Genomic DNA, 21,924 nt, shown 5'->3' with positions numbered 1-21,924 from the left:
ACGCACCGTGCCACTGCCCAGGATCTCGAAACCCATGAGGCAGTCTCGAAAAAAGCGATCGCCGCACCGACGGGCCGGAGTGGGTCTCACGGGCCGTGTCAGCGCGGGCTGGTTGACGCCGCCGCGGGAGCTGCGGGCCTGTTGTCCGGGGCAGCCGTCGCATTGGCGATGACAACGACTTTATCTCGCCCCGCGAGCAACTCGCCGACATCCACACCAAATGTTTTGCCGTCCCATACCCCCCTCGTACATCTCCTGCCCCGAAAGAACCAGAAGGGATGACTCGTATTGACCACGAGACGTTAGTCACGTTGGGTGACGGCCGGGCCGGAGGGTGGCAGCCCCGGACCACTTCCAAACATCGCCGACCTGGCAACTTACCTGACCTCCGGTGCCGGTCATCGAACCCGGCGGAGTGATGCAAACGGGAGGAATGCATGTTTCACTCCTCGCATGATCACTAACATCCCATTCGGGGAGAGGCAGTCGCGTTTGAGCATATTTGAACCGAACGAGGGCACGCTGGTGGTCCTTCCCTCGTTGTCGCTTCCCCAGGATGAACTGCGCAGGATCACCGGAGCCCTCTGCTACGAGGAACGACTGCTCTTTCTTCTCCTCACCCTGAGAGAGCCGAAGGTAGAGGTCGTCTATCTCACCTCGACGCCGGTGAACGACGCGGTCGTGGACTACTACCTGAGTTTCCTCGACGATCCGGACGAGGCCCGTACCCGCCTGCAAATGATCAGTTTGGATGATCCTGACACGCACCCGCTCAGCGAGGCGCTGCTGCGCCGTCCGGACGTGATCGAGCGCATCCGCACCGCACTCGGAGACCGCCGGAAGGCCCGCGGGGGCGGCGGGGGCGGCGGGGGCGGCGGGGGCGGCGGGGGCGGCGGGGGCGGCGGGGGCGGCGGGGGCGCCTGGATGGTGCCGTTCGTGGTGAGCGAGTACGAGGAACGCCTCGCCGGGATACTCTCCCTGCCGGTGTACGGCCCCGCCACCTCCCTGACCCACCTGGGATCCAAGAGCGGCGGACGCGTGATCGGCGACGAGGCCGGGGTGCCGACGGTCAGGGGCTTCGGCGACCTGCGTTCGCTGACCGAGGTGGAGCACGCCGCCCGCGCGATGGGCCCCACGACCAGGCTGATGGTCAAGCTCAACAACAGCTACTCGGGGCTCGGCAACGCCATCGTGACCAAGGACGACCGGCCGCTCGTCTCCTGCCCCACGAGCTTCTCCGCCTCGGACGAGAGCTGGACGACGTTCGCCGAGAAGATCGCCGAGCGGGGAGCGGTGATCGAGGAGTTCATCGAGGACCGGCCGCTGCGCTCACCCAGCGCGCTGGCGAGGATCACCCCCGGCGGCGCCTACGACGTGGTCGCCACCCACGAGCAGGTCCTCGGCGGCCCCAACGGGGACGTCTACCAGGGCTGCAGCTTCCCCGCGCGGCAGGAGTACCGGGCCGAGCTGGGCGCGCACACCGAACGGATCGCCAGGGCCCTGGCGGCCCGTGGCGTGGTGGGACTGTTCGGCGTCGACTTCTTCGCCGTCAAGACCGACGGCGGCTACCGGACGTTGCTGTGCGAGATCAACCTGCGCATCGGCGGCACCACCCACCCGCTCGGCGCCGCGATCCTGACCACCGGCGCGTCGTACGACCCCGGCACCGGCACGCTCATCCGCGACGGCCGGCCGAAGCACTACGTGGCGACGGACAACTGCGCCTCCCCCTCACTGAAGGGCCGCACCCCCGGGGAGGTCGTCAAGCTGGTCCACGACGCGGGCCTCGGCTTCGACCGCGAGAGCCGCACCGGGAACGTGCTTCACCTGCTGGGCGCGGTCACGGAGTTCGGCAAGCTGGGGTTCACCAGCATCGGCGACTCCGCCGAGGAGGCCGCCGAACTACACCGAAGAACCCTGCTTACCCTGCGACCAACCGCGTAGGCCGATCACACCGAGCACGATCGCGAGCACGATGTTGACGGCGATCAGAATTCCGTGGACCACGTAGAAGGCCGTCGGATGGCCGTCCGCGAGGTTGAAGCCAAGGTTGATCCATTCGAAGATCATGAAAGCGGCAAGGCCGATCAGAAAAGCGGCGATCTTTCGTGACATTTGCATGATGTCAGTATCCCTCCGAGTGGCCTGTACCTGGTCAGGGCACCTCTAACTCCATGCGAACCGGCACGAAGCTACCCTGAGATCATCATGGGGACCAAACATCTCGCGCCCGTCGGGGTGCTGCTCGCGGCGACCACTTTTCTCGGCGCACCCGCACAGGCCAGGACCGCGACCGTGCCCGCGACCGGTTCTCCGGCCGGTCCGCATGGCGCGGATCTCCTGAACGACCTCGGGGGCCTGCCGTCGGGCACCGGTTCGCTGGGCCCGCGCGCGCGGGGCGAGAGGGAGCCGGTCGGCGGATCCCGGCTCGGTGAGCGGGGCCTCATCGTCCCTTCGGGCGCGAAGGCCCCTCCCAAGACCGCCGCGAAGGCGTACGTGATCGCCGATGCCGAGACCGGCGCGGTGCTGGCGGCCAAGGACGCCCACGGGCGCTATCTTCCGGCGAGCACGCTGAAGGCGCTGACCGCGCTCACCCTGATCCCCAAGCTGAACAAGAACCGGAGGATCAGGCCGAGCGCCCGCGCCGTGAACGAGGAGGGCAGCGCGGTCGGTCTGGTCACCAAGCCCCTCTACACCGTCGACGACCTGTTCAAGGCGCTGATGGTGGTCTCGGGCAACGACTGCGCGATGGCGCTGGCCGAGGCCAACGGCGGCCTGACCGCGACCCTGGCGGACATGAACGCCGAGGCCAAGCGCCTGCAGGCTTTCGACACGGTGGCCAAGACCCCGAGCGGGCTGGACAAGCCCGGCCAGAGCAGCTCGGCGTACGACCTGGCACTGATCGCCCGCGCCGGCCTGGCCAACGCCGATTTTCGGCGATATATCAGCACGAAGACCGATAAATTCCCGGCGCCCAGGGGCTACTACGAGATCGGCAACCACAACAAGCTGCTCTGGCGCTACAAGGGCATGATCGGCGTCAAGAACGGCTGGACCTCCAAGGCCCTGGGCAGCTTCGTCGGCGCCGCCAAGCGCAACGGTCACACGATCATCGTGTCGATCATGCGCCACGACGGCTACTTCTGGGAGGAGGTCTCCGACCTGCTCGACTGGGGCTTCGCCAACCGCGGCAAGGTGACCCCGATCGGACAGCTGGTCGACCCGATCCCCGAACCCACCCCGCTGCCCGCTCCCCCGACCGCCTCGGCGTCTCCCGCCACCCCCGCACCCGCCTCCGGACAGAACCCCGACGCGGCCTCGAGACACGACGCCGAGGGCGTCCCGATCGGCTACTACGTCCTCGGCGCGGGCCTGCTCGGCGGCCTGCTCTGGCTGGCGTACGGCCTGCGCAGGCGCTTCCGCTAGGCGCCCCCGCCCGGGGAAAGGTCGCGGAATCGTCCTCTCGCCGGTCTTCACGGGTTCGCCGGCGTGTCCTTCGATGCCCCGGCCTCACACCGGTGGTCAGGTGGGGATGGCGTTGGCCGGGATCGGGGTGGGAGAGGGCGGGGGGCCGAGGGAGGCCGTCGCGGTCCAGGCGGCGGCGTACATGATGACCCGGGCCGAGAGGTTGATCCACACCAGCAGGCCGACCACCACGGCGAACACCCCGTAGACGGGATTGTTCAGGGTGTGCGCCAGGATCAGCGCCGCGAGCTGCTTGAGCAGGGCGAAGCCGACCGCGCCGAACAGGGCGCCGCGCAGCAGCACCCGGAGCGGCTGCCTGGAGCGCCCCAGCCAGCGCAGGATGATCAGGAAGACGACGACGTCGGCGAGCACGCTGACCGCCACGCCCACCAGCCGGATCGTGACCGTGCCGACCACCGACTCCGACAGGCCCAGCCATCCGGCCACGGTCCCGCTGGCCTGGGTGGCGAAACCGCCGACCAGCACCGAGACGACCATGGTGGTGCCGAGGAGGACGAGCGCCGACAGGTCCCTGAGCTTGGCCAGGAAGAAGTTGAGCGGCGGCTCGGTCGTCATGGAGATCTCACGCAGCGCGCCGCGCAGGGCGTCGACCGCGCCGAGCCCGGCGTAGAGCAACCCGAGCAGGCCGATGACGCCCGCGCTCGCCCGCGAGTCGGCGATCTCCTGGATCGGCAGCTTGTCGGCGAGACCCGGCAGGTACTGGTTGATCGCCTCCCGCAGGGGCGCGGTGGCGTTGGGCCTGACGGAGAGGAAGTAGCCGAACACCGCGAAGGCCAGCGCGATGATCGGGAAGAACGACAGGAAGGCGAAGTAGCTGATCGCTCCCGCGAGCCGGTCGCCGGACTGAATCTGGTAGCGATGGAAGGTCCTGACCAGATGGTCGAACCAGGGCCATCTGATCCGGGTCGCGTTCAGCACCGCTCTGAACCGTTCACGACCCGCTTGCACACGTTCCATCACACTTGCCACGTGCGCCCCCTACCCAATCACCGCCGTACCGATCGTGGACGGCGGTGAAAAAGCAGCCGTGCGTGCACGGAGGATCACGGGGTGGGCAGGAAGCCCACCCGGTCGCGGACCTTGGCCATGGTCTCGGCGGCCACCGCGCGGGCCCGCGCGGCCCCGACGGCGAGCATCCTGTCGAGCTCGGCCTCGTCGGCGAGCAACTTCTCGGTCCGCTCGCGGATCGGGGTGAAGGTGTCGACCACCAGCTCGGCGACGTCCTTCTTGAAGGTGCCGTACCCCTGCCCGGCGTAGCGGGCCTCCAGCTCACCGATGGGGGTCCCGCTCAGCGCGGACTGGATGCGCAGCAGGTTGGTGATGCCCGGCTTGTTCTCGTCGTCGGCGAGGACCTCGGAACCGGTGTCGGTGACCGCGCGCATCACCTTCTTGCGGAGCGGCCCCGGCTGCTCCAGCAGGTCGAGGATGCCGGCGGGCGAGGAGGAGGACTTCGACATCTTCGCCGTCGGCTCCTGAAGGTCGGTGATCTTCTCGACCCCCTTGACGATGTGCGGCTCGGGCACCGTGAAGGTCTCGCCGAAGCGGTGGTTGAAGCGCTGCGCGAGGTCGCGGGTGAGCTCCAGGTGCTGCTTCTGGTCGGCGCCGACCGGCACCTTGTTGGCCTGGTAGAGCAGGATGTCGGCGGCCTGCAGGATCGGGTAGGTGAACAGCCCCACGCCGGCCGAGCTCTCGCCGTGCTTGGCCGACTTGTCCTTGAACTGGGTCATCCGCCCCGCCTCGCCCATGCCGGTGAGACAGATCAGCACCCAGGCCAGCTCGGTGTGCTCGCGGACGTGGCTCTGCACGAAGACCGTGGACCGCTCCGGGTCGAGACCGGCGGCGAAGAGCTGGGCGGCGGCGACCCTGCTGCGCCTGCGCAGCTCATCGGGGCGGTAGTCCACCGTGATCGCGTGCAGGTCGACGACGCAGTAGAAGGCGTCGTAGCCCTCCTGCATCGCGACGTACTGCCGCACCGCACCGAGGTAGTTTCCCAGGTGGAAGGAGTCGGCGGTGGGCTGGATTCCCGACAGGACGCGAGGACTGGCCATAGCCACCAATTCTGTCAGCTGTCGGGAGTGGTCGGTGCCTCGGTGCGTGAAGTGCTCCGCTTGATCCTGACCCTGGCGACCCGGCGGCCGTCCATGCCGGTGACCTTCATCTCGAACCCGGGGATCTCCACCCGCTCCCCCAGCGCGGGCAGGTGGCCGAGCTTCGACATGACGAACCCGCCGAGGGTCTCGTACGGGCCGTCGGCCAGGCGGATCCCGCTCTCGGCCGCCACCTCGTCGAGGTTGGCCAGCCCGTCGATCTCGACCTCCCCTGCGGGCAGCACGACGTGCTCGTTCGCCACGTCGTGCTCGTCGCGGATGTCGCCGATCAGCTCCTCGACCAGGTCCTCCAGGGTGACGATGCCCGCAGTGCCGCCGTACTCGTCGACCACGATCGCCAGGTGGTGTCCCTCCCTGCGCATCTCCGACAGCGTGGCCATCACCCGCTTGCTGGTGGGGACCAGCTTGATCGGGCGGATCGGCACCAGCTCGCTGATCGGCTCGATGGACCCGGTCAGCACCGGGTCGAGCAGGTCACGAATGTGGACGAAACCCACGATGTCATCATAGGAGTCGCGGTAGACGGGGAAGCGGGAGTGCGGCATGGCCGCGGCCAGGATCGCCGCCTCGGCCAGCCGCGTGTCGACGGCCATGAACTCCACCTCGGTACGCGGCAGCATCACCTCGCGGAGCTGCCGCTTGCCCGCCGCGAAGACCTCGCCGATCAGGTGGCGCTCGTCGTCGGTGAGCTCCTGGTGGCCCACCACCATCTCGCGCAGTTCCTCGGTGGAGATCTCCTCCCGGTCGGTGCCGGGGTCACCGCCGAGCAGCTTCACCACCCCGTCGGTGGACTTGGACAGCGCCCAGATGATCGGCCGCGAAAGCGCGGCCATCCTGTCCAGGAACGGCGCGACCAGCAGGGAGATCCCCTCGGCGCGCTGCCGGGCGATCCGCTTGGGCGCGAGCTCGCCGAGGACCAGCGAGGCGTACGAGATCACCAGCGTCACCAGCACCAGGGCGAGCGGGTCCGCCACGGCCCCCGGCACCCCCCAGCCCGTCACCACCGGGATGAGGTCCCTGGCGAGGGTGTCGGCGCCCAGGGCGGCCGAGAGCATGGTCGCCACGGTGACGCCGATCTGCACCGCGGACAGGAAGCGGTTGGGGTCCCGGGCGAGCTTGGCGGCCCTCGCCCCCCTGCGCCCGCGAGTGTCGAGCCGACTGACCTGGCTCTCCCTGAGGGAGACCATGGCCATCTCGGCTGCGGCGAAGAAGCCTCCGATCAGTACGAAGAGCATGACCAAGGCGATGTTCGCCAGGACGCTGTTCACGAGATCGTCTCCGTCATGGCGCTCGCCGGTTCCGGCGGTGGCCGATATTTGATGTGCCAGCATATGCTGGCGTAGAGTTACAAAAATAAACAAGTACAAACAACATCAAACAGGAGGCCTTGTGAAGCTGCTCGTCACCGGAGGCGCCGGATACATAGGCAGCGCCGTGGCGGCACAACTCGTCGAGGCGGGCCACGAGGTCACCGTGCTGGACGACCTCTCCACCGGCCACGCCGACGCGGTGCCACCGGGCGCCCGCTTCGTCGAGGGGTCGATCACCGAGGCCGCCGGAGTGCTCAACGGCATCGACGGCGTGCTCCACTTCGCGGCGAGGTCCCTGGTCGGCGAGTCCGTAGAGCGTCCCGGCCTCTACTGGGCGCACAACCTCGGCGGCACCCTGACCCTGCTCGACGCCATGCGGGGCGCCGGGGTGGGGAGAATCGTCTTCTCCTCCACCGCCGCGACGTACGGCGAGCCGGAGCGCTCCCCGATCTCCGAGACCGACCCGACCCGGCCCACCAACCCCTACGGCGCGTCCAAGCTCGCGGTCGACACGGCGCTGAGCACCTTCGCCGGGCTGTACGGCCTGGCCGCGGTGAGCCTGCGCTACTTCAACGTGGGCGGCGCCTACACCGCCGGGGACGGCAACGTCTACCGCGAGCGTCACGCCGTGGAAACCCACCTGATCCCCAATATCCTCGCCGTCCCGCTCGGCGAGCGCGAGTCCGTCAGCCTGTTCGGCACGGACTACCCGACCCCCGACGGCACATGCGTGCGCGACTACATCCACCTGGCCGACCTCGCCAGGGCCCACCTGCTGGCCCTGGATGCCTGCTCGCCGGGCGAGCACAAGATCTACAACCTGGGTAGCGGGACCGGCTTCTCGGTCTCCGAGGTGCTGTCGGTCTGCCGCGAGGTGACCGGCCACGAGATCCCCGCGGTCGTGCGCGAGCGCCGCGCCGGTGACCCGGCCGTGCTGGTGGCCTCCTCCGAGAAGATCCAGCGCGAGCTCGGCTGGAAGCCCGAACACCCGTCGGTCCGTGACATCGTCGCCGACGCCTGGGCCGCCCTGATCCGCTGACCGTCTCCCGCCGCACCCGCTCCCGCCATACCCAAGGCGCCCGCCCACCGCGTCCGGGGAGGTGACCTCCGGCGACGTACGGCCGGAACCCGGCCACACGCCGCCCGGGGGTGCCACGCCTACCTCAAACTGAAGCGAGCCGTGTTGTTGGCCGGACGGCGGTCACCCAGCCGCAGGGAGTAGACGGTCGCCTCGGCCCGCGGCGCGTGCCTGCGGGCCACGAAGGCGAGCATGAAACTCACCCGCCTGCCCGCGCCGACCGTACGCAGCCTGCAACCGACGTAGGCGAGCTGGGAGTCGCACCGCGCCCCCCTCGCCGACATGAGGCGCGCGCCGCCGGTGTCGAAGAAGACCCCGGCGTCGTGGACACGCCGCGGTCCGCGGTTGCGCACCACCGCGGCCACGGTGACCAGACGGCCCGCGCGCGCCGCGCGCGAGAGCCTGACCGCGAGGTCCGTACCGTCGTCCACCTCGGTCAGCGTCTGGGAGCGGTTGTTCGTCTCGTCGTCGTCCACGACCTCGGAGGAGAGCGTCGCGCTCGCCCTCAGCGGGCCCCGCGCGCCGGACCTCACCACCCCGTTGATCGCCACCCCGCCGCTCTGCCCGGCGGGAACGTCCTTCGTCGCGGCGCAGACCACCTCACCGGCCATGGCACCGGGGAGACACTCGGCGACATCGACCCCGATCACCTCCACCTGCTCGGGCAGCCGGACCGTGAGCAGCGGCAGCACCGCGTCTCCGGGGCCGGCGTTGCGCACCTCGGCCCGGTAGGTCAGCGGCTGTCCCGGTTGCGCGCGCTTCGGGGAGACAGTCAGCCGCACCGACAGGTCGGCGCCGCCCCAGCCCTCGTCCTCCGGCGAGGCGAGCGCCGTCCGGGGTACCGCCGCGAGCACGAGACAGATCACCCCTGCGACGACCTGTACCGCGACGTGCTCCCTGAACAGCGATCCCCCGACCATAGGTGATCATTGAACGCCGGGACACACCGCTCCGCGATGATCGACACGCCGCCTTTTCCCGCTGCCGTCCGGGCGTTCCGGGAGCCTGACGCACTCCGGTGACCTGAGAGGTGAAAGGGCCCCGGCATGCCTCGGTTCAAGAGGTCGTTGCGACACCCCGACGCAGGGGGACGCAAAAGGGCCCCGGCACGCCGGGGCCCTGTTCGAGTTCCGACTCAGATGAGACCGAGCTCACGCACCGCGGAACGCTCCTCCTCAAGCTCGCGCACCGTGGCGTCGATCCGCTCGCGGGAGAAGGCGTCGATCTCCAGGCCCTGGATGATCTCCCACTTGCCGCCGCGAGAGACGACCGGGAAGGAGGAGATGAGCCCCTCGGGCACGCCGTACGAGCCGTCGGAGGGGATCGCGGCCGAGGTCCAGTCGGCGCCGTTGACCCAGTCGAAGACGTGGTCGATCGCCGCGTTGGCGGCGGAGGCTGCCGAGGACGCGCCACGGGCCTCGATGATCGCGGCGCCGCGCTTGGCGACGGTGGGGATGAAGGTGTCGCGCAGCCAGGTCTCGTCGACCAGCTCGGCGGCGATCTTGCCGCCGACCTCGGCGTGGAAGAGGTCGGGATACTGAGTGGCGGAGTGGTTGCCCCAGATGGTCATCTTCTTGATCTCGCTGACCGGGACCTGGAGCTTGGCCGCGAGCTGGGACAGCGCGCGGTTGTGGTCGAGACGGGTCATCGCGGTGAAGCGCTCGGCCGGGACGTCCGGGGCGTGCTGCTGGGCGATGAGCGCGTTGGTGTTGGCCGGGTTGCCGACCACCAGCACGCGGATGTCGTCCGCCGCGTTGTCGTTGATCGCCTTACCCTGCGGGCCGAAGATGCCACCGTTGGCCTGGAGGAGGTCTCCGCGCTCCATGCCCTTGGTCCGGGGGCGGGCACCGACCAGCAGTGCGACGCCGGTGCCGTCGAACGCCGTGTTCGCGTCGTCGGTGACCTCGATGCCGCTCAGCAGCGGGAACGCGCAGTCGTCGAGCTCCATCGCGGTGCCCTCGGCGGCCTTCACCGCCTGCGGGATCTCCAGGAGACTCAGCTTGACCGGGACGTCGGCGCCCAGCAGCTGGCCCGAGGCGATGCGGAAAAGCAGCGCGTAGCCGATCTGACCGGCGGCGCCGGTTACGGTGACCTTTACGGGAGTCTGGGCCATGACCTTCCCCCACTCGAAGGATGAATTGTGACGCTCGGATGTTACCCGTCCACGCTGGACGACCATCCGGCGAGTGCCCTGATCCGACGAGGAACGTCGCGCTAGGAACAGGCGGCCATGGCGGGGAGGTGGTTTTCCCGTCCGGGGAACTCGACCCTGGAGAAGTGCTTGTCGAGCAGCCTGCGGACCGTGCCGTCCTGGTAGAGGGCGGCGATCGCTCCCCTGACGGCCTCGCAGGCGCGCCCGTCGCCCTTCTTCAGGGCCACCGCGTAGCGCTCGTCGGTGAGCTTGAGGCCGAGCAGCTTGTAGCGGATGTTCTCCCGGTTACCGAAGCCGGCCAGCAGCAGGTCGTCGCCGGGGATCGCGTCGATCTCACCGGCCCGCAACTTGTCGACGCACTCGGAGTAGGTCTCGGCGGGGACCAGGGTCAGCCGCTCGACCGCGCCCTGGATCGCGGCCACGGAGACGCTGGCGGCCGGCTGGCACATCCGGCTGCCCTCCAGGCCCTTCACGGTCACGATCGGCGAGCCGTCCTTGACGAGGGCGTCGACGTGGGCGAGGTAGTAGGGACCCGCGAAGGTGACGTCGTCGGTGTCGTTGATCGAGTAGGTCGCCAGGACCAGGTCGATGTCACCGTCCGCCAGCAGTTTCGGCCGCTCGGAGCGGGCGGTGGACCTGAAGGTGACGCCGCTCTCCGGCACCCCCAGGGCCTTGGCGATCTCAAGGGCCAGGTCGATCTCGAAGCCGCCCCACTTCCCGCCGTTGTTCAGTGCGATGCCGGGAAGGAAGCCACGCACGCCGATGGTGAGCTTGCCCGTCTTGGCCGCCTTGTCGACCACCGAGGTGTATGAGGGGCGGGCGGTCTCGGCCGGCTCGCCCTGGGAGACGGTCCTCGGCCACCAGCGAATCGCGGCGACCGTCGCCCCCGCGATCAGCAGTACGGCCACCCCGACGGCGATCCAGCGCCTCCCGCGCGGGCGCCGCGGCGCCTTCGGCTCACTGACACGGGTCGCGGACACCTGCCAGCTGGGCGGCGGCACCTCTCCGGCCTGTTCCGGGGACACCGGGCTGTCGCCGTAGCCGGGAGCCGAAGGGTGTTCCCGGTAGCCGTGTTCCCGGTAGCCGTGTTCCCGGTAGCCGGGAGAGGACGGGTACTCACCGTAGCTCGGTGGGCGGCGCTCCGAAGGGCGGTGGTCGGGGTGGGGCGGGTTCTCCGCGGGGCCGTGCGAGGACGGGAGATCACCCTGGTCGGAGGTTTCACGGCGTTCGCCCTGGCCTGACCGCCCGGTCCGGCCCCCCTGACCACCCGTACCGCCGGCACCCTCCTGTCCAGGCCGGAAGGGCTGGTCCTGGGCGGAATATCCCATCCGGAACCCGGTGGACGGAAGAACCGGCTCACCTGGGACGTTCGTCCGGTGACTCGGGGTGCGCATGAGACTGGTCGCGTCGTCGTCGACCCCCTGATCCTGGGCACGGGACCGGGGTTGGTCGCGGCCTTGATCACGAACCTGGGGCTGATCGCGGCCCTGATCACGGTTCTGGGGCTCATCATGGCCCCGATCACGAACCTGGGGTTGGTCGCGGCCCTGATCGCGAACCTGGGGCTCGTCGCGGCCCTGATCACGGTTCTGGGCGCGAGATCGTAGTTCGTCGGGGGTGGCGACCTTGACGCCCTGGGTGAGGATCGCGGGCGAGGCGTTCACCGTCTCGGGGTGACCGAGCATCCTGAGCAGGATCTGGTCCGCCGAGGGCCGGGCGGTGGGTGACTTGGCCAGCGCCGAGGTGACCACACCGCGCAGCGGCTGCGGCAGCGAGCCGAGGTCGACCTCGTGGTTGAGGATGCGGTTGAGCACCACGGCGATCGATCTTCCTTCGAAGATCGTCTCGCCGGTCGCGGCGAACGCGATGGTCGCCCCCCAGGCGAAGACGTCGCTGTGCGGCCCGACGGCGGAGCCGGAGATCTGCTCGGGCGCCATGTAGGCGGGAGTGCCGATGGCCCGGCTGGTGATCGTGCCGGTGGAGTCGAGAATGCGGGCGATGCCGAAGTCGACGACCCTGGGGCCGTCGGCGGCGATGAGCACGTTGTCCGGTTTGAAATCGCGGTGCACGATCGAGGCGTGGTGGATCGCGGTGAGCGCGGTGGCCGTGCCGATCGCCAGCCGCTGCAGCGCGGCGCCCCGCAGAGGACCGTCGGTCTCCACGACCTCGCGCAGCGACCTGCCCTCGATGTACTCACTCGCGATGTAGGGGGTGTCGCCCTTGAGGTCGGCGTCCAGGACGCCCGCCGTGCAGAAGGACGCGACCCGCTGGGCCGCCCGCGCCTCCCTGGCGAACCTGGACCTGGCGACGGCGTCGCCGGAGAACTTCACGTGCAGCAGCTTGATCGCCGCGCGTTCCCCCGCGGCGTTGATCCCTAGGTAGACGATGCCCTGTCCGCCCTCGCCTATCTTCCCGACGACACGGAACGGCCCGAGCTGGCGCGGCTCTCCCGCTTCCAGTGGCGCGATCTCCGACATCATCGTCCCCACGGTCTCGTAATCTCCGACATGGCAAACTTTACGGCGCCATGACCCGCCCCCTCCCTTTGTTATCCCGACGTGACCTCAGTTTTCCCACAACGTGGCCATGTCTCCAGCCCGTGTCATGGTGAGATGCCAGACACACCCACTCCCCAATCTCCGACATTCACCCCAATCTGGCGCTCCAGCCGCTTAGATCGCTACCGTTGTACGTCCCTCAGGCAAGCCGGAGCAAAAACTTCCATGCGCCGATATATCGGTTATCGCGAGTTCGTGCAGCGCGATCAGCGTTCCCTCGTCGGCACCGCCCTTCTTCTCACCGGTAGCCACGAGCAGGCCATCCGTCTCGCCCTGCGCTCCTTCCACACGGTCGCCCTCTCCTGGCCGCCGCCGGTGTGGGAGAACCCCACCACGCATGCCCAGATCGCGCTCTACCGCCGCTTCCTGGCACGGCCCAGCGCCGCCGGATCGACCGCTCTGGTGCGGCTCCCGCCCCGGCAGCGGCTCCTCATCGTCGCCTGCCTGCACGACGGCAGGAGCCGTGCCGAGATGGCCACCGTCCTCGGGATGCCGGAGAAGGCCGTGCAGACGGAGATCGCCGAGGGGGTCGAGGCCCTCACCAAGGGCAACGAGAGCCGTCTCGTCAACAGGATGGCCACCGCGGCGGGCGAGGCGTCCGTCCCCGACCTCGGCGCCCGGGCCATGCGCACGCTCAGGCGGCGCCGCAACCGGGGAGCCCTTCTCGCCGTGGCGGCGGCGCTCGTACCGGTCGGCCTGATCGCCGCCTTCGTCATGCTCCAGCGCGCGGAGGTGTGGAACTCGGCGCTGGGCGAGCGGAACCGGCCGCACGCGGCACAGGCCCAGGAGCCCGTACGAGCGGTCTCCAGCCCCGAACCGAGCACCACCCCGGCGCCGTGGCAGGCGCCGCGGACCTCCTCGGTGATCCGCTACGCGGTTCCCGGACGGTGTCCCGGCCCGGGCGTCCAGACGGATGGCACGCCCCCGGCGCGGGCCGGTGACGTCACCTGCGCGGGCTGGACCCTGGAACTGGTCCCCAGCGGCTCTGAGGACTCCACTCCCGGCCTTTCCGGGTGCGAGGGCTCGGATCCCTGCGAGTCGACGGTGAGCGTCCCCGACGCCGCCCAGCGCCTCGCGCGCGGCGACGGCGGGGAGCACCCTCGGCTGGTTCCCGCCATCAGCCACGACGGGCGCCGTATCGCCTACCTCAGCGCGGCTGAGCGCCGCTATGTCGCCCACGACCTCGGCAGCGGGGTGAAGCGCTACCTGTCGCCGGTTCTCGCCTCCGCCGACACCGAGAACGGCACGCTGGTGAGCGTCTCCTCCAACGGCCGCCACTTCACGGTCACGCTCGGCGAGCGTCGTCTGCGGACCGACTTCACGACCGGCGACCTGACGTCCGTGTCCGCGGGGCAGCTGCCCCCGACCGAGAAGGCCGCCGCCTGGCTCGGCAAGAGGTACGACACCTGGGCCGACTCTCCCAGCGGGAGATACTCCGCCGCGATCGTCACCGGGAAGGGCGAGGAGCCCCACAGCCTCCATGTCATCGACACCGAGTCGCGGCGGGTCTTCAGGCGGCTCCCGCTCCCCAAGACGGAACAACCCGCCGGCGCCGAGATGGTGAGCTGGCTGGACACCCGCGAGGTGGTCGTCAGGATGAGCGCCAGGGCCGGCGGCGAACCCCTCGGCCTCTTCCGGGTGGACGCCGTCACCGGACGGGCGCGCCCCCTGCCCGGCCTCCCCGCCGACGCCCCGATCGTCCTGGGGGCCGTGGCGGCCCCGTGACCCTGCCGCCCCCGTGCCCCCGCCGTACGGCGAGAGCACGGGAGAACGCGGAAAAGGGCCGCCGTGGGGCGGCCCTCTCCTTGCTGCCGGGGGTTGACCGGATACCGGTCAGGCCATCTTCTTCTTCAGGTTCTCGTCCAGCGCCGCCAGGAAGTCCTGGGTGGTCAGCCACTTGGCGTCGCCGCCGACCAGCAGGGCGAGGTCCTTGGTCATCTGACCGCCCTCGACGGTCTCGACGCAGACCTGCTCCAGCTTGTCCGCGAAGTCGATCACTGCGGGGGTGTTGTCGAGCTTGCCGCGGTGCTGAAGGCCCCGGGTCCACGCGAAGATCGAGGCGATCGGGTTCGTGGAGGTGGGGTTGCCCTTCTGGTGCTCACGGTAGTGACGGGTCACCGTGCCGTGGGCGGCCTCGGCCTCGACGGTCCGGCCGTCGGGGGTGAGCAGGACCGAGGTCATCAGCCCGAGCGAGCCGAAGCCCTGGGCGACGGTGTCGGACTGGACGTCGCCGTCGTAGTTCTTGGCGGCCCAGACGTATCCGCCCTCCCACTTGAGCGCCGCGGCGACCATGTCGTCGATCAGGCGGTGCTCGTAGGTGATGCCCGCCTTCTTGAAGTCAGCCTCGAATTCCTCTTCGAAGACCTCGGCGAAGATGTCCTTGAAGCGGCCGTCGTAGGCCTTCAGGATCGTGTTCTTCGTGGAGAGGTAGACCGGGTAACCGCGCGACAGGCCGTACCGCATGGAGGCGCGGGCGAAGTCGCGGATCGAGTCGTCCAGGTTGTACATCGCCATCGCGATGCCGGGGCCGGGGAAGTCGTAGACGTCGAGCTCGATCGGCTCCGAGCCGTCCTTGGGCGTGTAGGTGAGGGTCAGGGTACCCTCGCCGGGGATCTTCAGGTCGGTGGCGCGGTACTGGTCGCCGAACGCGTGACGACCGATGATGATCGGCTTGGTCCAGCCGGGGACGAGCCTCGGCACGTTGGACATGATGATCGGCTCGCGGAAGATGACGCCGCCGAGGATGTTACGGATGGTCCCGTTCGGGGACTTCCACATCTTCTTGAGGCCGAACTCCTCGACCCGAGCCTCGTCAGGGGTGATCGTGGCGCACTTGACGCCGACGCCGTACTGCTTGATCGCGTTGGCGGCGTCGATCGTCACCTGGTCGTCGGTGGCGTCACGGTGCTCGATCCCGAGGTCGTAGTACTTCAGGTCGACGTCGAGGTAGGGAAGGATCAACTGGTCCTTGATGAACTGCCAGATGATCCGGGTCATCTCGTCGCCGTCAAGCTCGACGACGGGGCCCTCTACCTTGATCTTGGGCATGCGTGTGGTTCCCCTTCTGAACTAAATTGGCCAGACAGTCCTTTTTGAGGCTCACTGGCCGTTGAGGCTATCGGACGGGGCCGGCCGCCTTGCGGCGTACCCGTTCCTCCGACCTATCGCATCGGCATGAGAGCCGGAAACTCGAGGATCAGCCCGCCCGCCATCAGGGCGATTCCGAGGACGGCGAGGGTGAGGGCGTCCGTGGCCTTGCGGCGCACGGCGAGCCGCCCACCTCCGGCCAGCCGGGCCAGCGCCCCCAGCGTCATGACGGCGCCGAGGGCGAAACCGCCCCATTCGGGCATGTCCAGCAGCACGGCGAAGACCATTGCGGCGGCCGCACCGGCCACCACCAGCGGATACGGCCCCCAACGCTCCTCGCTCGCGTTCACCGCTCGCGCGTTCATCGGCCCACCCCCCGCTCTCGCATCTGATTCCGGCTCATCGCTCGGCGATCGGCTTCCACTTCTGGTCCCGCTCGCCGATGTACTCGCTGTCCGGGCGGATCAGCCGGTTGTCGGCGTGCTGCTCGATGACGTGCGCGGTCCATCCTGACATGCGGCTGACCGAGAAGACCGGGGTGAACAGGTCCGTCGGGATGCCGAGGTAGTGGTAGACGGTCGCCGCGTAGAAGTCGACGTTCGGATAGAGGCCCTTGGTCTCGAAGACGACCTCCTCCATCTCCTTCGACATCCGGTAGTACGTGTCGTCACCGGAGGCCTCGCCGAGCTCCCGCGACATCTGGCGCAGGTGCGTGGCGCGCGGGTCCTCGGTCTTGTAGACGCGGTGCCCGAAGCCCATGATCTTCTCGCCCGCGGCGAGCCTGTCGCGTACCGACTGGGCGACGGTGCCCGCGTCGAGCGACTCCAGGGTGCGCATGACCTGCTCGTTGGCGCCGCCGTGCAAGGGCCCCTTGAGAGTGCCGATGGCCGCCACGATGGCCGAGTGCATGTCGGACAGGGTCGCGGCGCAGACACGGGCGGCGAACGTGGAGGCGTTCATCGTGTGGTCGGCGTGCAGGACCAGGCAGGTGTCGAAGATCTCGACCTCGCGCTCACCGGGGGTACGGCCGGTGATCTGGAGGAGGAAGTTCGCCGCCACGCTCAGCTCGGGGTCCGGGTCGGGGATGACGGCACCGGTCCTGGCCGCGTGGTAGCGGGCGACGAGGATCGGCTGCTGCGCGGTCAGCCTGGCGGCCTTGCGCAGGTTCGCCTCGGGGTCGTTGGAGTCCTTGTCCGGATCATCACCTCCGGCCAGCGAGACCAGTGTGCGCAACGCCTCCATCGGGGCCTGCTTCTCCGCGATCTCCGGGATGTTGGCCTCGACGAGTCTGCCGAGCGTACGTCCTCGAACCAGCTCCTCCTCGTACGCCGACAGCTGTTCCCCTGTGGGGAGTGCGCCGTACTGCAGAAGGTGGGCGATCTCTTCGAAGGTGGTGCGGTCGGCCAGATCGTGGATGTCGTAGCCACGATAGAAGAGGCGACCGGCCTGACCGTCGATGTCACTGAGCGCTGTGGACGCGGCTACGACATCGGCGAGGCCTTTGGTGGGCTTGTCCGCCATGAGTGTTTCCTCCGCTTATCTGTGCCCGAAGTCTACCTGTGAGCAGCGGAAACCCTCCCAAGAGGTCCAGGCCAATTTCAGGAATGATTCTCTTTCTGGCAAAGGCGATTCCCCATCACCTCGTTTGGGTAAGCCGGAGCTGTAGGAATAGTTACGGCGGGCTACCTGGGGAGGAACTGCCGTGGAGGGGCCGTTCATACGCATCGAGGACACCGGCGAGGTGGTCCCGTTGCGCCCCGAGATCACGACGATCGGACGTGGCCGTGGAGTGGACATCCGGCTGACCGATCCGAGTGTGTCCCGGCTACACGCGGAATTCGTCCGGCGCGGCCCCTACCTGTATGTCGTTGACCTGGGCCTGTCCCGCAACGGCACCCGGGTCAACGGCCGGCCGATCGCCCGGAGGGTGCTTGATGACGGTGACGTGGTGTCCTTCGGCGCGGCACGAGGCAGGATCGGCGGGGTGCCGCGCGAGGACTTCGCCCCGGAGGTCGAGCTCCGCCGCGCCGCGGCACCGGAGCTGACCAGGCGGGAGGTGGACGTCCTGACATCGCTCTGCCGTCCGGCGCTGTCGGACGAGGCGTTCGTCGCACCGGCCACGGCCAGGGAGATCGCCGACGACCTGGTGGTGACGGAGGCGGCTGTCAAGCAGCACCTTCTGCGTCTCTACCAGAAGTTCCGGATCCCGGAGGGGACCAACCGGCGCACCAGGCTGGCGAACGAGGTCGTCGCCCTGGGGCTGGTGAGGCCCACCCCCGTGGTGCCGCCGCAGCGCGCGACCGGCGCCGCGGAGTCCCAGACGGCGGCCACCGCCGCGAACCGCAGGGCGTCGTAGTCGGGCCGCCCGGGAGACCGAACCACCCGAGGAGCCGGTCCCTCCCCAGGGACCGGCTTGCTCGGTGAGATCGGTCTGCCCCGCGAAGCCGGCCCTGTTGGATCGGCCCTGTTAGATCGGCCCTGTTGGATCGACCCCGCCAGACCGGCTCTGTGAGATCGGCTCTGTGAGATCGGCTCTGTGAGATCGGCTCTGTGAGATCGGCTCTGTGAGATCGGCTCTGTGAGATCGGCTCTGTGAGATCGGCTCTGTGAGATCGGCCCGCACGCGGGGCCGGCCTGCCGGCGGGGTCAGCCCCGCTCGCGAGCGCGCCTCTCCGCGGCCTCGACCACGTTGGTGAGCAGCATGGCCCGGGTCATCGGGCCCACACCGCCGGGGTTGGGGGTGAGGAAGCCCGCGACGTCTCCGACGCCGGGGGCGACGTCACCGGCGATCTTCCCGTCGACCCGGGAGACACCGACGTCGAGCACGGCGGCACCTGGTTTCACCATGTCCGCGGTGATCAGATGTGGCACCCCGGCCGCGGCGACGACGATGTCGGCGCGCCGGGTGTGGGCCGCCAGGTCCGAGGTGCCGGTGTGGCAGAGGGTGACCGTGGCGTTCTCCGAGCGGCGGGTCAGCAGCAGGCCGAGCGAGCGGCCCACGGTGATGCCGCGGCCGACCACGACGACCTCCGCCCCCTTGAGCGGCACCCCGTACTCCTGCAGGAGCACGACGATGCCGTACGGCGTGCAGGGCAGCGGCGCGTCGACCATGTGGACCAGACGACCCAGGTTGGCCGGGTGGAGGCCGTCGGCGTCCTTCGCCGGGTCCATCCGCTCGATCAGCGCCTGCGTGTCGAGGTGACGGGGCAGCGGAAGCTGGACGATGTAGCCGGTGCACTCGTTGGAGGCGTTGAGCTCGTCGATGACCGTCTCGACCTCGGCCTGGGTGGCGTTCTCCGGCAGGTCCCTGCGGATGGAGGAGATGCCGACCTCCGCGCAGTCGCGGTGCTTGCCCGCGACGTAGATCTGGCTGCCCGGGTCGTCTCCCACCAGAACCGTGCCGAGTCCGGGGACGATGCCCCGCTCCCGCAGCGCGGTCACCCGCGCCGTGAGGTCTGCCTTGATCTTTGCCGCCGTGGCCTTGCCGTCGAGAATACGCGCACTCATGATGCCAACCCTCTCACGAGGACGAACCGCGCTCCGCTTCCTTACGCTCGATGATCCTGCGGGTGAAGGGGATCCACTCCATGGCCCGCCCGCCGAGGTAGGCCGCGCCGAGCGCGACGATGATCATCATCAGTGGGCTGCCCCAGAAATCCTGCATGATCACGAAGGCGTGCAGGGCGTGGTCGAGCAGTGGCATGAGGGGTCTCCGCGGCAGGAAGGAAAGGGACGCTTCAGACTAACCGCAGGTCAAACCTTTTTCACCCAGGTAATCCTGTCTAATTGGCCACTCTCCTATCTCCCGTGTACGGCTGCCACACCTGTGCGGCAGCCGTACGGAGAGGACGGCCGACAGGGGAGATCAGTGGAAGAAGTGACGGGTGCCGGTGAAGTAGAGGGTCACTCCCGCGGCCTCGGCCGCGGCGATGACCTCCTCGTCCCTGATCGAGCCGCCCGGCTCCACGACCGCCTTCACTCCCGCGTCGATGAGGATCTGCAGGCCGTCGGCGAAGGGGAAGAACGCGTCGGAGGCCGCCACGGCCCCCTGGACGCGCTCGCCCGCCCGGGAGACCGCGAGCCGCGCCGAGTCGACCCGGTTGACCTGGCCCATGCCGACGCCCACGCTCGCGCCGTCCGCGGCCAGCAGGATCGCGTTGGACTTCACCGAACGGCACGCCCGCCAGGCGAAGGCCAGATCCGCGAGGACCTCGGCGGAGGCGGCGGCCCCCGCCTTCAGCTCCCAGGTGGACGGGTCGTCGCCCGGGGCGTCGACCCGGTCGGCGTTCTGCACCAGCAGACCGCCGTCGATCCGGCGGAACTCCAGCGGGTTGGACGGCCCCCGCGGGCAGGCCAGCAGCCGGATGTTCTTCTTACCGGTGAGCTGCGCCAGTGCCTCGGCCGTGTAGGAGGGAGCCACCACAACCTCGGTGAACACCTCGGCGATCTGGCGGGCCAGCTCCTCGGTCACCTCCGCGTTGACCGCGATCACGCCGCCGTACGCGGAGACGGGGTCGCAGGCGTGTGCCTTGCGGTGCGCCTCGGCGACGTCGGCGCCGACCGCGATGCCGCACGGGTTCTGGTGCTTGATGATCGCCACGGCGGGCCCGTCGAAGTCCCACGCCGCCCGCCAGGCGGCGTCGGCGTCCAGGTAGTTGTTGTAGGACATCTCCTTGCCGTGCAGCTGCTCGGCGTCCGCCAGGCCGGCTTTCCCGCTCGAGTACAGGGCCGCGCCCTGGTGCGGGTTCTCGCCATAGCGCAGCGGCGACTTGAGCTCCCAGGCCGCGCCCAGGTAGCGCGGCCACACGCCCTCCTCCGCGGCGTAGACGTCCGCGAACCAGGTGGCCACCGCGGTGTCGTAGGAGGCGGTGTGCGCGTACGCGGCGGCGGCCAGGCGGCGGCGCTCGGTGAGGGTGAAGCCGCCCTCGGCGACCGCGGCGAGCACGTCGCCGTAGGAGGCCGGGTCGACCACGACCGCGGCGGTGCTGTGGTTCTTGGCCCCGGCCCGGATCATCGCGGGACCGCCGATGTCGATCTGCTCCACGCACTCGGCGTCGGAGGCACCGGAGGCCACGGTCTCCTGGAACGGGTAGAGGTTGACCACCACCAGCTCGAACGGCTCGATCTCCAGCTCTTCGAGCTGCTTGACGTGGGAGGGGTTGCCGCCGTCGGCCAGCAGGCCGGCGTGCACGCGCGGGTGCAGGGTCTTGACCCGGCCGTCGAGGCACTCGGGGAAGCCGGTAAGCGACTCGACGGGAGTGACGGGGACGCCGAAAGAGGTGATCTTCGCGGCGGTGCCCCCGGTGGAGACGATCTCCACCCCCGCGGCGTCGAGCCCACGGGCCAACTCCTCCAGCCCGCTCTTGTCATACACCGCGATCAACGCGCGCCGGATGGCGATGCGGGTCACTTCGTGCTCCTCCTGGTTGGTTCCGGTTTTCTCCGGGGCGCCCGGCTCATTCGCCGGGTCGTCCGAATCGAACAGTCCTGCCGGTGACGGTCCAGCCCTCGCGGGCCATCCGGCCGACGGTGTCCACGAGCAGGTGACGCTCGACGGACTTGATGCGCTCGTGCAGTGCCGCCTCGTCGTCGCCGTCCAGCACGGGCACGGCCTCCTGGGCGATGATCGGCCCGGTGTCGACCCCCGCGTCGGCGAGCATCACGGTGCAGCCGGTGACGCGCACACCGTACGAGAGCGCGTCGCGGACACCGTGCGCGCCCGGGAACGAGGGCAGCAGAGCGGGATGGGTGTTGAGGACCGGGAACGCCTCCAGCGTCGGCTTGCCGAGGATCTTCATGAACCCCGCGCAGACCACGAGGTCCGGCCGGTACTCCGCGATGCGGGCGGCGAACGCCCGATCCCACTCCTCACGGCTGGGATGGTCGGACACCCTCTCCACGAAGGTCGGCACTCCCGCACGCTGCGCGCGGGCCAGCCCTTCGACACCGTCGCGATCGGCACCCACCGCCACCACGCCGGCACCGTAGGTCTCGTCTGCCACAGCGTCCAAAAGGGCCTGTAGGTTGGTCCCAGAACCGGACACGAGGACCACAAGCCGAACGGCCTGGGATGACACCGACGCACTCCATTCGGACGGGGACTCACGCCGCTGCAAGGGTATCGGCCTGTCCGCACGAACGATGC

General features: G+C 69.3%; 19 protein-coding genes. 5 read left to right on the top strand and 14 right to left on the bottom strand.

Features of this window, described 5'->3' with window-relative positions; translation table 11 throughout:
• The first annotated feature begins 492 nt into the window (after positions 1 to 492).
• Positions 493 to 1,944, top strand: coding sequence for a peptide ligase PGM1-related protein (locus OG884_RS22400; protein WP_326635818.1), 1,452 nt, complete (start codon positions 493 to 495; stop codon positions 1,942 to 1,944).
• On the opposite strand, the gene OG884_RS22395 is transcribed toward OG884_RS22400, so the two are convergent.
• The gene (locus OG884_RS22395) at positions 1,903 to 2,115 is read right to left on the bottom strand and encodes an SCO4848 family membrane protein (protein ID WP_326635816.1); all 213 of its coding nucleotides are present in this window, start codon (positions 2,113 to 2,115) and stop codon (positions 1,903 to 1,905) included. The two genes, OG884_RS22400 and OG884_RS22395, sit on opposite strands and share 42 nt — an antisense overlap.
• A 93-nt stretch (positions 2,116 to 2,208) precedes the next feature.
• Here OG884_RS22395 and OG884_RS22390 point away from each other — a divergent pair, with 93 nt between their 5' ends.
• Positions 2,209 to 3,426, top strand: coding sequence for a D-alanyl-D-alanine carboxypeptidase family protein (locus OG884_RS22390; protein WP_326635815.1), 1,218 nt, complete (start codon positions 2,209 to 2,211; stop codon positions 3,424 to 3,426).
• A gap of 96 nt (positions 3,427 to 3,522) precedes the next feature.
• On the opposite strand, the gene OG884_RS22385 is transcribed toward OG884_RS22390, so the two are convergent.
• From OG884_RS22385 to OG884_RS22375, 3 genes are all read right to left on the bottom strand, one after another.
• Positions 3,523 to 4,443 carry a YihY/virulence factor BrkB family protein gene (locus OG884_RS22385; RefSeq protein WP_326635813.1) on the bottom strand — a complete coding sequence of 307 codons (921 nt, stop codon included), beginning with the start codon at positions 4,441 to 4,443 and terminating at the stop codon, positions 3,523 to 3,525.
• An 86-nt stretch (positions 4,444 to 4,529) separates the two neighbouring features.
• Positions 4,530 to 5,534, bottom strand: coding sequence for a tryptophan--tRNA ligase (gene trpS, locus OG884_RS22380; RefSeq protein ID WP_326635811.1), 1,005 nt, complete (start codon positions 5,532 to 5,534; stop codon positions 4,530 to 4,532).
• Positions 5,535 to 5,548: 14 nt separating this feature from the next.
• Complete coding sequence (locus OG884_RS22375; RefSeq protein WP_326635809.1) at positions 5,549 to 6,862, bottom strand: hemolysin family protein; 1,314 nt, start codon at positions 6,860 to 6,862, stop codon at positions 5,549 to 5,551.
• A 121-nt stretch (positions 6,863 to 6,983) separates the two neighbouring features.
• On the opposite strand from OG884_RS22375, the gene galE reads away from it, so the two are divergent.
• Entirely contained in the window at positions 6,984 to 7,943 is a 960-nt protein-coding gene (galE, locus tag OG884_RS22370) for a UDP-glucose 4-epimerase GalE (protein WP_326635807.1), read from the top strand.
• 119 nt (positions 7,944 to 8,062) lie between these two features.
• Here galE and OG884_RS22365 read toward each other — a convergent pair whose 3' ends face one another.
• The 3 genes from OG884_RS22365 to OG884_RS22355 all read right to left on the bottom strand — a co-directional run bounded on the left by OG884_RS22365 (position 8,063) and on the right by OG884_RS22355 (position 12,614).
• Entirely contained in the window at positions 8,063 to 8,902 is an 840-nt protein-coding gene (locus tag OG884_RS22365) for a hypothetical protein (RefSeq protein WP_326635805.1), read from the bottom strand.
• A gap of 215 nt (positions 8,903 to 9,117) precedes the next feature.
• A complete protein-coding gene (locus OG884_RS22360; RefSeq protein ID WP_326635803.1) occupies positions 9,118 to 10,095 on the bottom strand; it encodes a malate dehydrogenase in 978 nt (325 codons plus the stop codon).
• 101 nt (positions 10,096 to 10,196) lie between these two features.
• The gene (locus OG884_RS22355; protein ID WP_326635801.1) at positions 10,197 to 12,614 is read right to left on the bottom strand and encodes a protein kinase domain-containing protein; all 2,418 of its coding nucleotides are present in this window, start codon (positions 12,612 to 12,614) and stop codon (positions 10,197 to 10,199) included.
• Between the two features lie 273 nt (positions 12,615 to 12,887).
• Between OG884_RS22355 and OG884_RS22350 the strand changes: the two genes are divergently transcribed.
• Complete coding sequence (locus OG884_RS22350) at positions 12,888 to 14,417, top strand: sigma factor-like helix-turn-helix DNA-binding protein (protein WP_326635799.1); 1,530 nt, start codon at positions 12,888 to 12,890, stop codon at positions 14,415 to 14,417.
• A 108-nt stretch (positions 14,418 to 14,525) separates the two neighbouring features.
• On the opposite strand, the gene OG884_RS22345 is transcribed toward OG884_RS22350, so the two are convergent.
• From OG884_RS22345 to OG884_RS22335, 3 genes are all read right to left on the bottom strand, one after another.
• Positions 14,526 to 15,740 carry an NADP-dependent isocitrate dehydrogenase gene (locus OG884_RS22345; RefSeq protein ID WP_326635797.1) on the bottom strand — a complete coding sequence of 405 codons (1,215 nt, stop codon included), beginning with the start codon at positions 15,738 to 15,740 and terminating at the stop codon, positions 14,526 to 14,528.
• 113 nt (positions 15,741 to 15,853) lie between these two features.
• Positions 15,854 to 16,144, bottom strand: coding sequence for a DUF3017 domain-containing protein (locus tag OG884_RS22340; protein WP_326635795.1), 291 nt, complete (start codon positions 16,142 to 16,144; stop codon positions 15,854 to 15,856).
• A gap of 34 nt (positions 16,145 to 16,178) precedes the next feature.
• Entirely contained in the window at positions 16,179 to 17,300 is a 1,122-nt protein-coding gene (locus OG884_RS22335; RefSeq protein ID WP_326635793.1) for a citrate/2-methylcitrate synthase, read from the bottom strand.
• Positions 17,301 to 17,481: 181 nt separating this feature from the next.
• Between OG884_RS22335 and OG884_RS22330 the strand changes: the two genes are divergently transcribed.
• Complete coding sequence (locus OG884_RS22330) at positions 17,482 to 18,135, top strand: FHA domain-containing protein (protein ID WP_326635791.1); 654 nt, start codon at positions 17,482 to 17,484, stop codon at positions 18,133 to 18,135.
• 290 nt (positions 18,136 to 18,425) lie between these two features.
• On the opposite strand, the gene OG884_RS22325 is transcribed toward OG884_RS22330, so the two are convergent.
• From OG884_RS22325 to purN, 4 genes are all read right to left on the bottom strand, one after another.
• Positions 18,426 to 19,286 carry a bifunctional methylenetetrahydrofolate dehydrogenase/methenyltetrahydrofolate cyclohydrolase gene (locus OG884_RS22325; RefSeq protein ID WP_326635790.1) on the bottom strand — a complete coding sequence of 287 codons (861 nt, stop codon included), beginning with the start codon at positions 19,284 to 19,286 and terminating at the stop codon, positions 18,426 to 18,428.
• Positions 19,287 to 19,299: 13 nt separating this feature from the next.
• Positions 19,300 to 19,482: a hypothetical protein gene (locus OG884_RS22320; RefSeq protein WP_326635788.1), complete on the bottom strand. Its 183-nt coding sequence runs from the start codon at positions 19,480 to 19,482 to the stop codon at positions 19,300 to 19,302.
• A gap of 162 nt (positions 19,483 to 19,644) precedes the next feature.
• Complete coding sequence (gene purH / locus OG884_RS22315) at positions 19,645 to 21,189, bottom strand: bifunctional phosphoribosylaminoimidazolecarboxamide formyltransferase/IMP cyclohydrolase (protein WP_326635787.1); 1,545 nt, start codon at positions 21,187 to 21,189, stop codon at positions 19,645 to 19,647.
• Between the two features lie 46 nt (positions 21,190 to 21,235).
• Positions 21,236 to 21,856 carry a phosphoribosylglycinamide formyltransferase gene (purN, locus tag OG884_RS22310; protein WP_326635785.1) on the bottom strand — a complete coding sequence of 207 codons (621 nt, stop codon included), beginning with the start codon at positions 21,854 to 21,856 and terminating at the stop codon, positions 21,236 to 21,238.
• Positions 21,857 to 21,924 lie beyond the last annotated feature (68 nt).

This window comes from Streptosporangium sp. NBC_01755 (assembly GCF_035917995.1).
In the GTDB taxonomy this organism is placed as follows: Bacteria; Actinomycetota; Actinomycetes; order Streptosporangiales; family Streptosporangiaceae; genus Streptosporangium.
Note: the sequence above shows the minus strand (reverse complement) of the source record. Positions and strands in the feature narration are given on the sequence as shown.

Excerpts from the sequence above, each read along its gene's own strand:
- OG884_RS22395 (WP_326635816.1), bottom strand. The coding sequence starts at position 2,115 with ATGTCACGAAAGATCGCCGCTTTTCTGATCGGCCTTGCCGCTTTCATG.
- OG884_RS22365 (WP_326635805.1), bottom strand. The coding sequence starts at position 8,902 with ATGGTCGGGGGATCGCTGTTCAGGGAGCACGTCGCGGTACAGGTCGTC.
- OG884_RS22340 (WP_326635795.1), bottom strand. The coding sequence starts at position 16,144 with ATGAACGCGCGAGCGGTGAACGCGAGCGAGGAGCGTTGGGGGCCGTAT.
- OG884_RS22325 (WP_326635790.1), bottom strand. The coding sequence starts at position 19,286 with ATGAGTGCGCGTATTCTCGACGGCAAGGCCACGGCGGCAAAGATCAAG.
- OG884_RS22385 (WP_326635813.1), bottom strand. The coding sequence starts at position 4,443 with ATGGAACGTGTGCAAGCGGGTCGTGAACGGTTCAGAGCGGTGCTGAAC.
- OG884_RS22390 (WP_326635815.1), top strand. The coding sequence starts at position 2,209 with ATGGGGACCAAACATCTCGCGCCCGTCGGGGTGCTGCTCGCGGCGACC.
- OG884_RS22360 (WP_326635803.1), bottom strand. The coding sequence starts at position 10,095 with ATGGCCCAGACTCCCGTAAAGGTCACCGTAACCGGCGCCGCCGGTCAG.
- OG884_RS22355 (WP_326635801.1), bottom strand. The coding sequence starts at position 12,614 with ATGATGTCGGAGATCGCGCCACTGGAAGCGGGAGAGCCGCGCCAGCTC.
- OG884_RS22345 (WP_326635797.1), bottom strand. The coding sequence starts at position 15,740 with ATGCCCAAGATCAAGGTAGAGGGCCCCGTCGTCGAGCTTGACGGCGAC.
- OG884_RS22320 (WP_326635788.1), bottom strand. The coding sequence starts at position 19,482 with ATGCCACTGCTCGACCACGCCCTGCACGCCTTCGTGATCATGCAGGAT.
- OG884_RS22335 (WP_326635793.1), bottom strand. The coding sequence starts at position 17,300 with ATGGCGGACAAGCCCACCAAAGGCCTCGCCGATGTCGTAGCCGCGTCC.
- trpS (WP_326635811.1), bottom strand. The coding sequence starts at position 5,534 with ATGGCCAGTCCTCGCGTCCTGTCGGGAATCCAGCCCACCGCCGACTCC.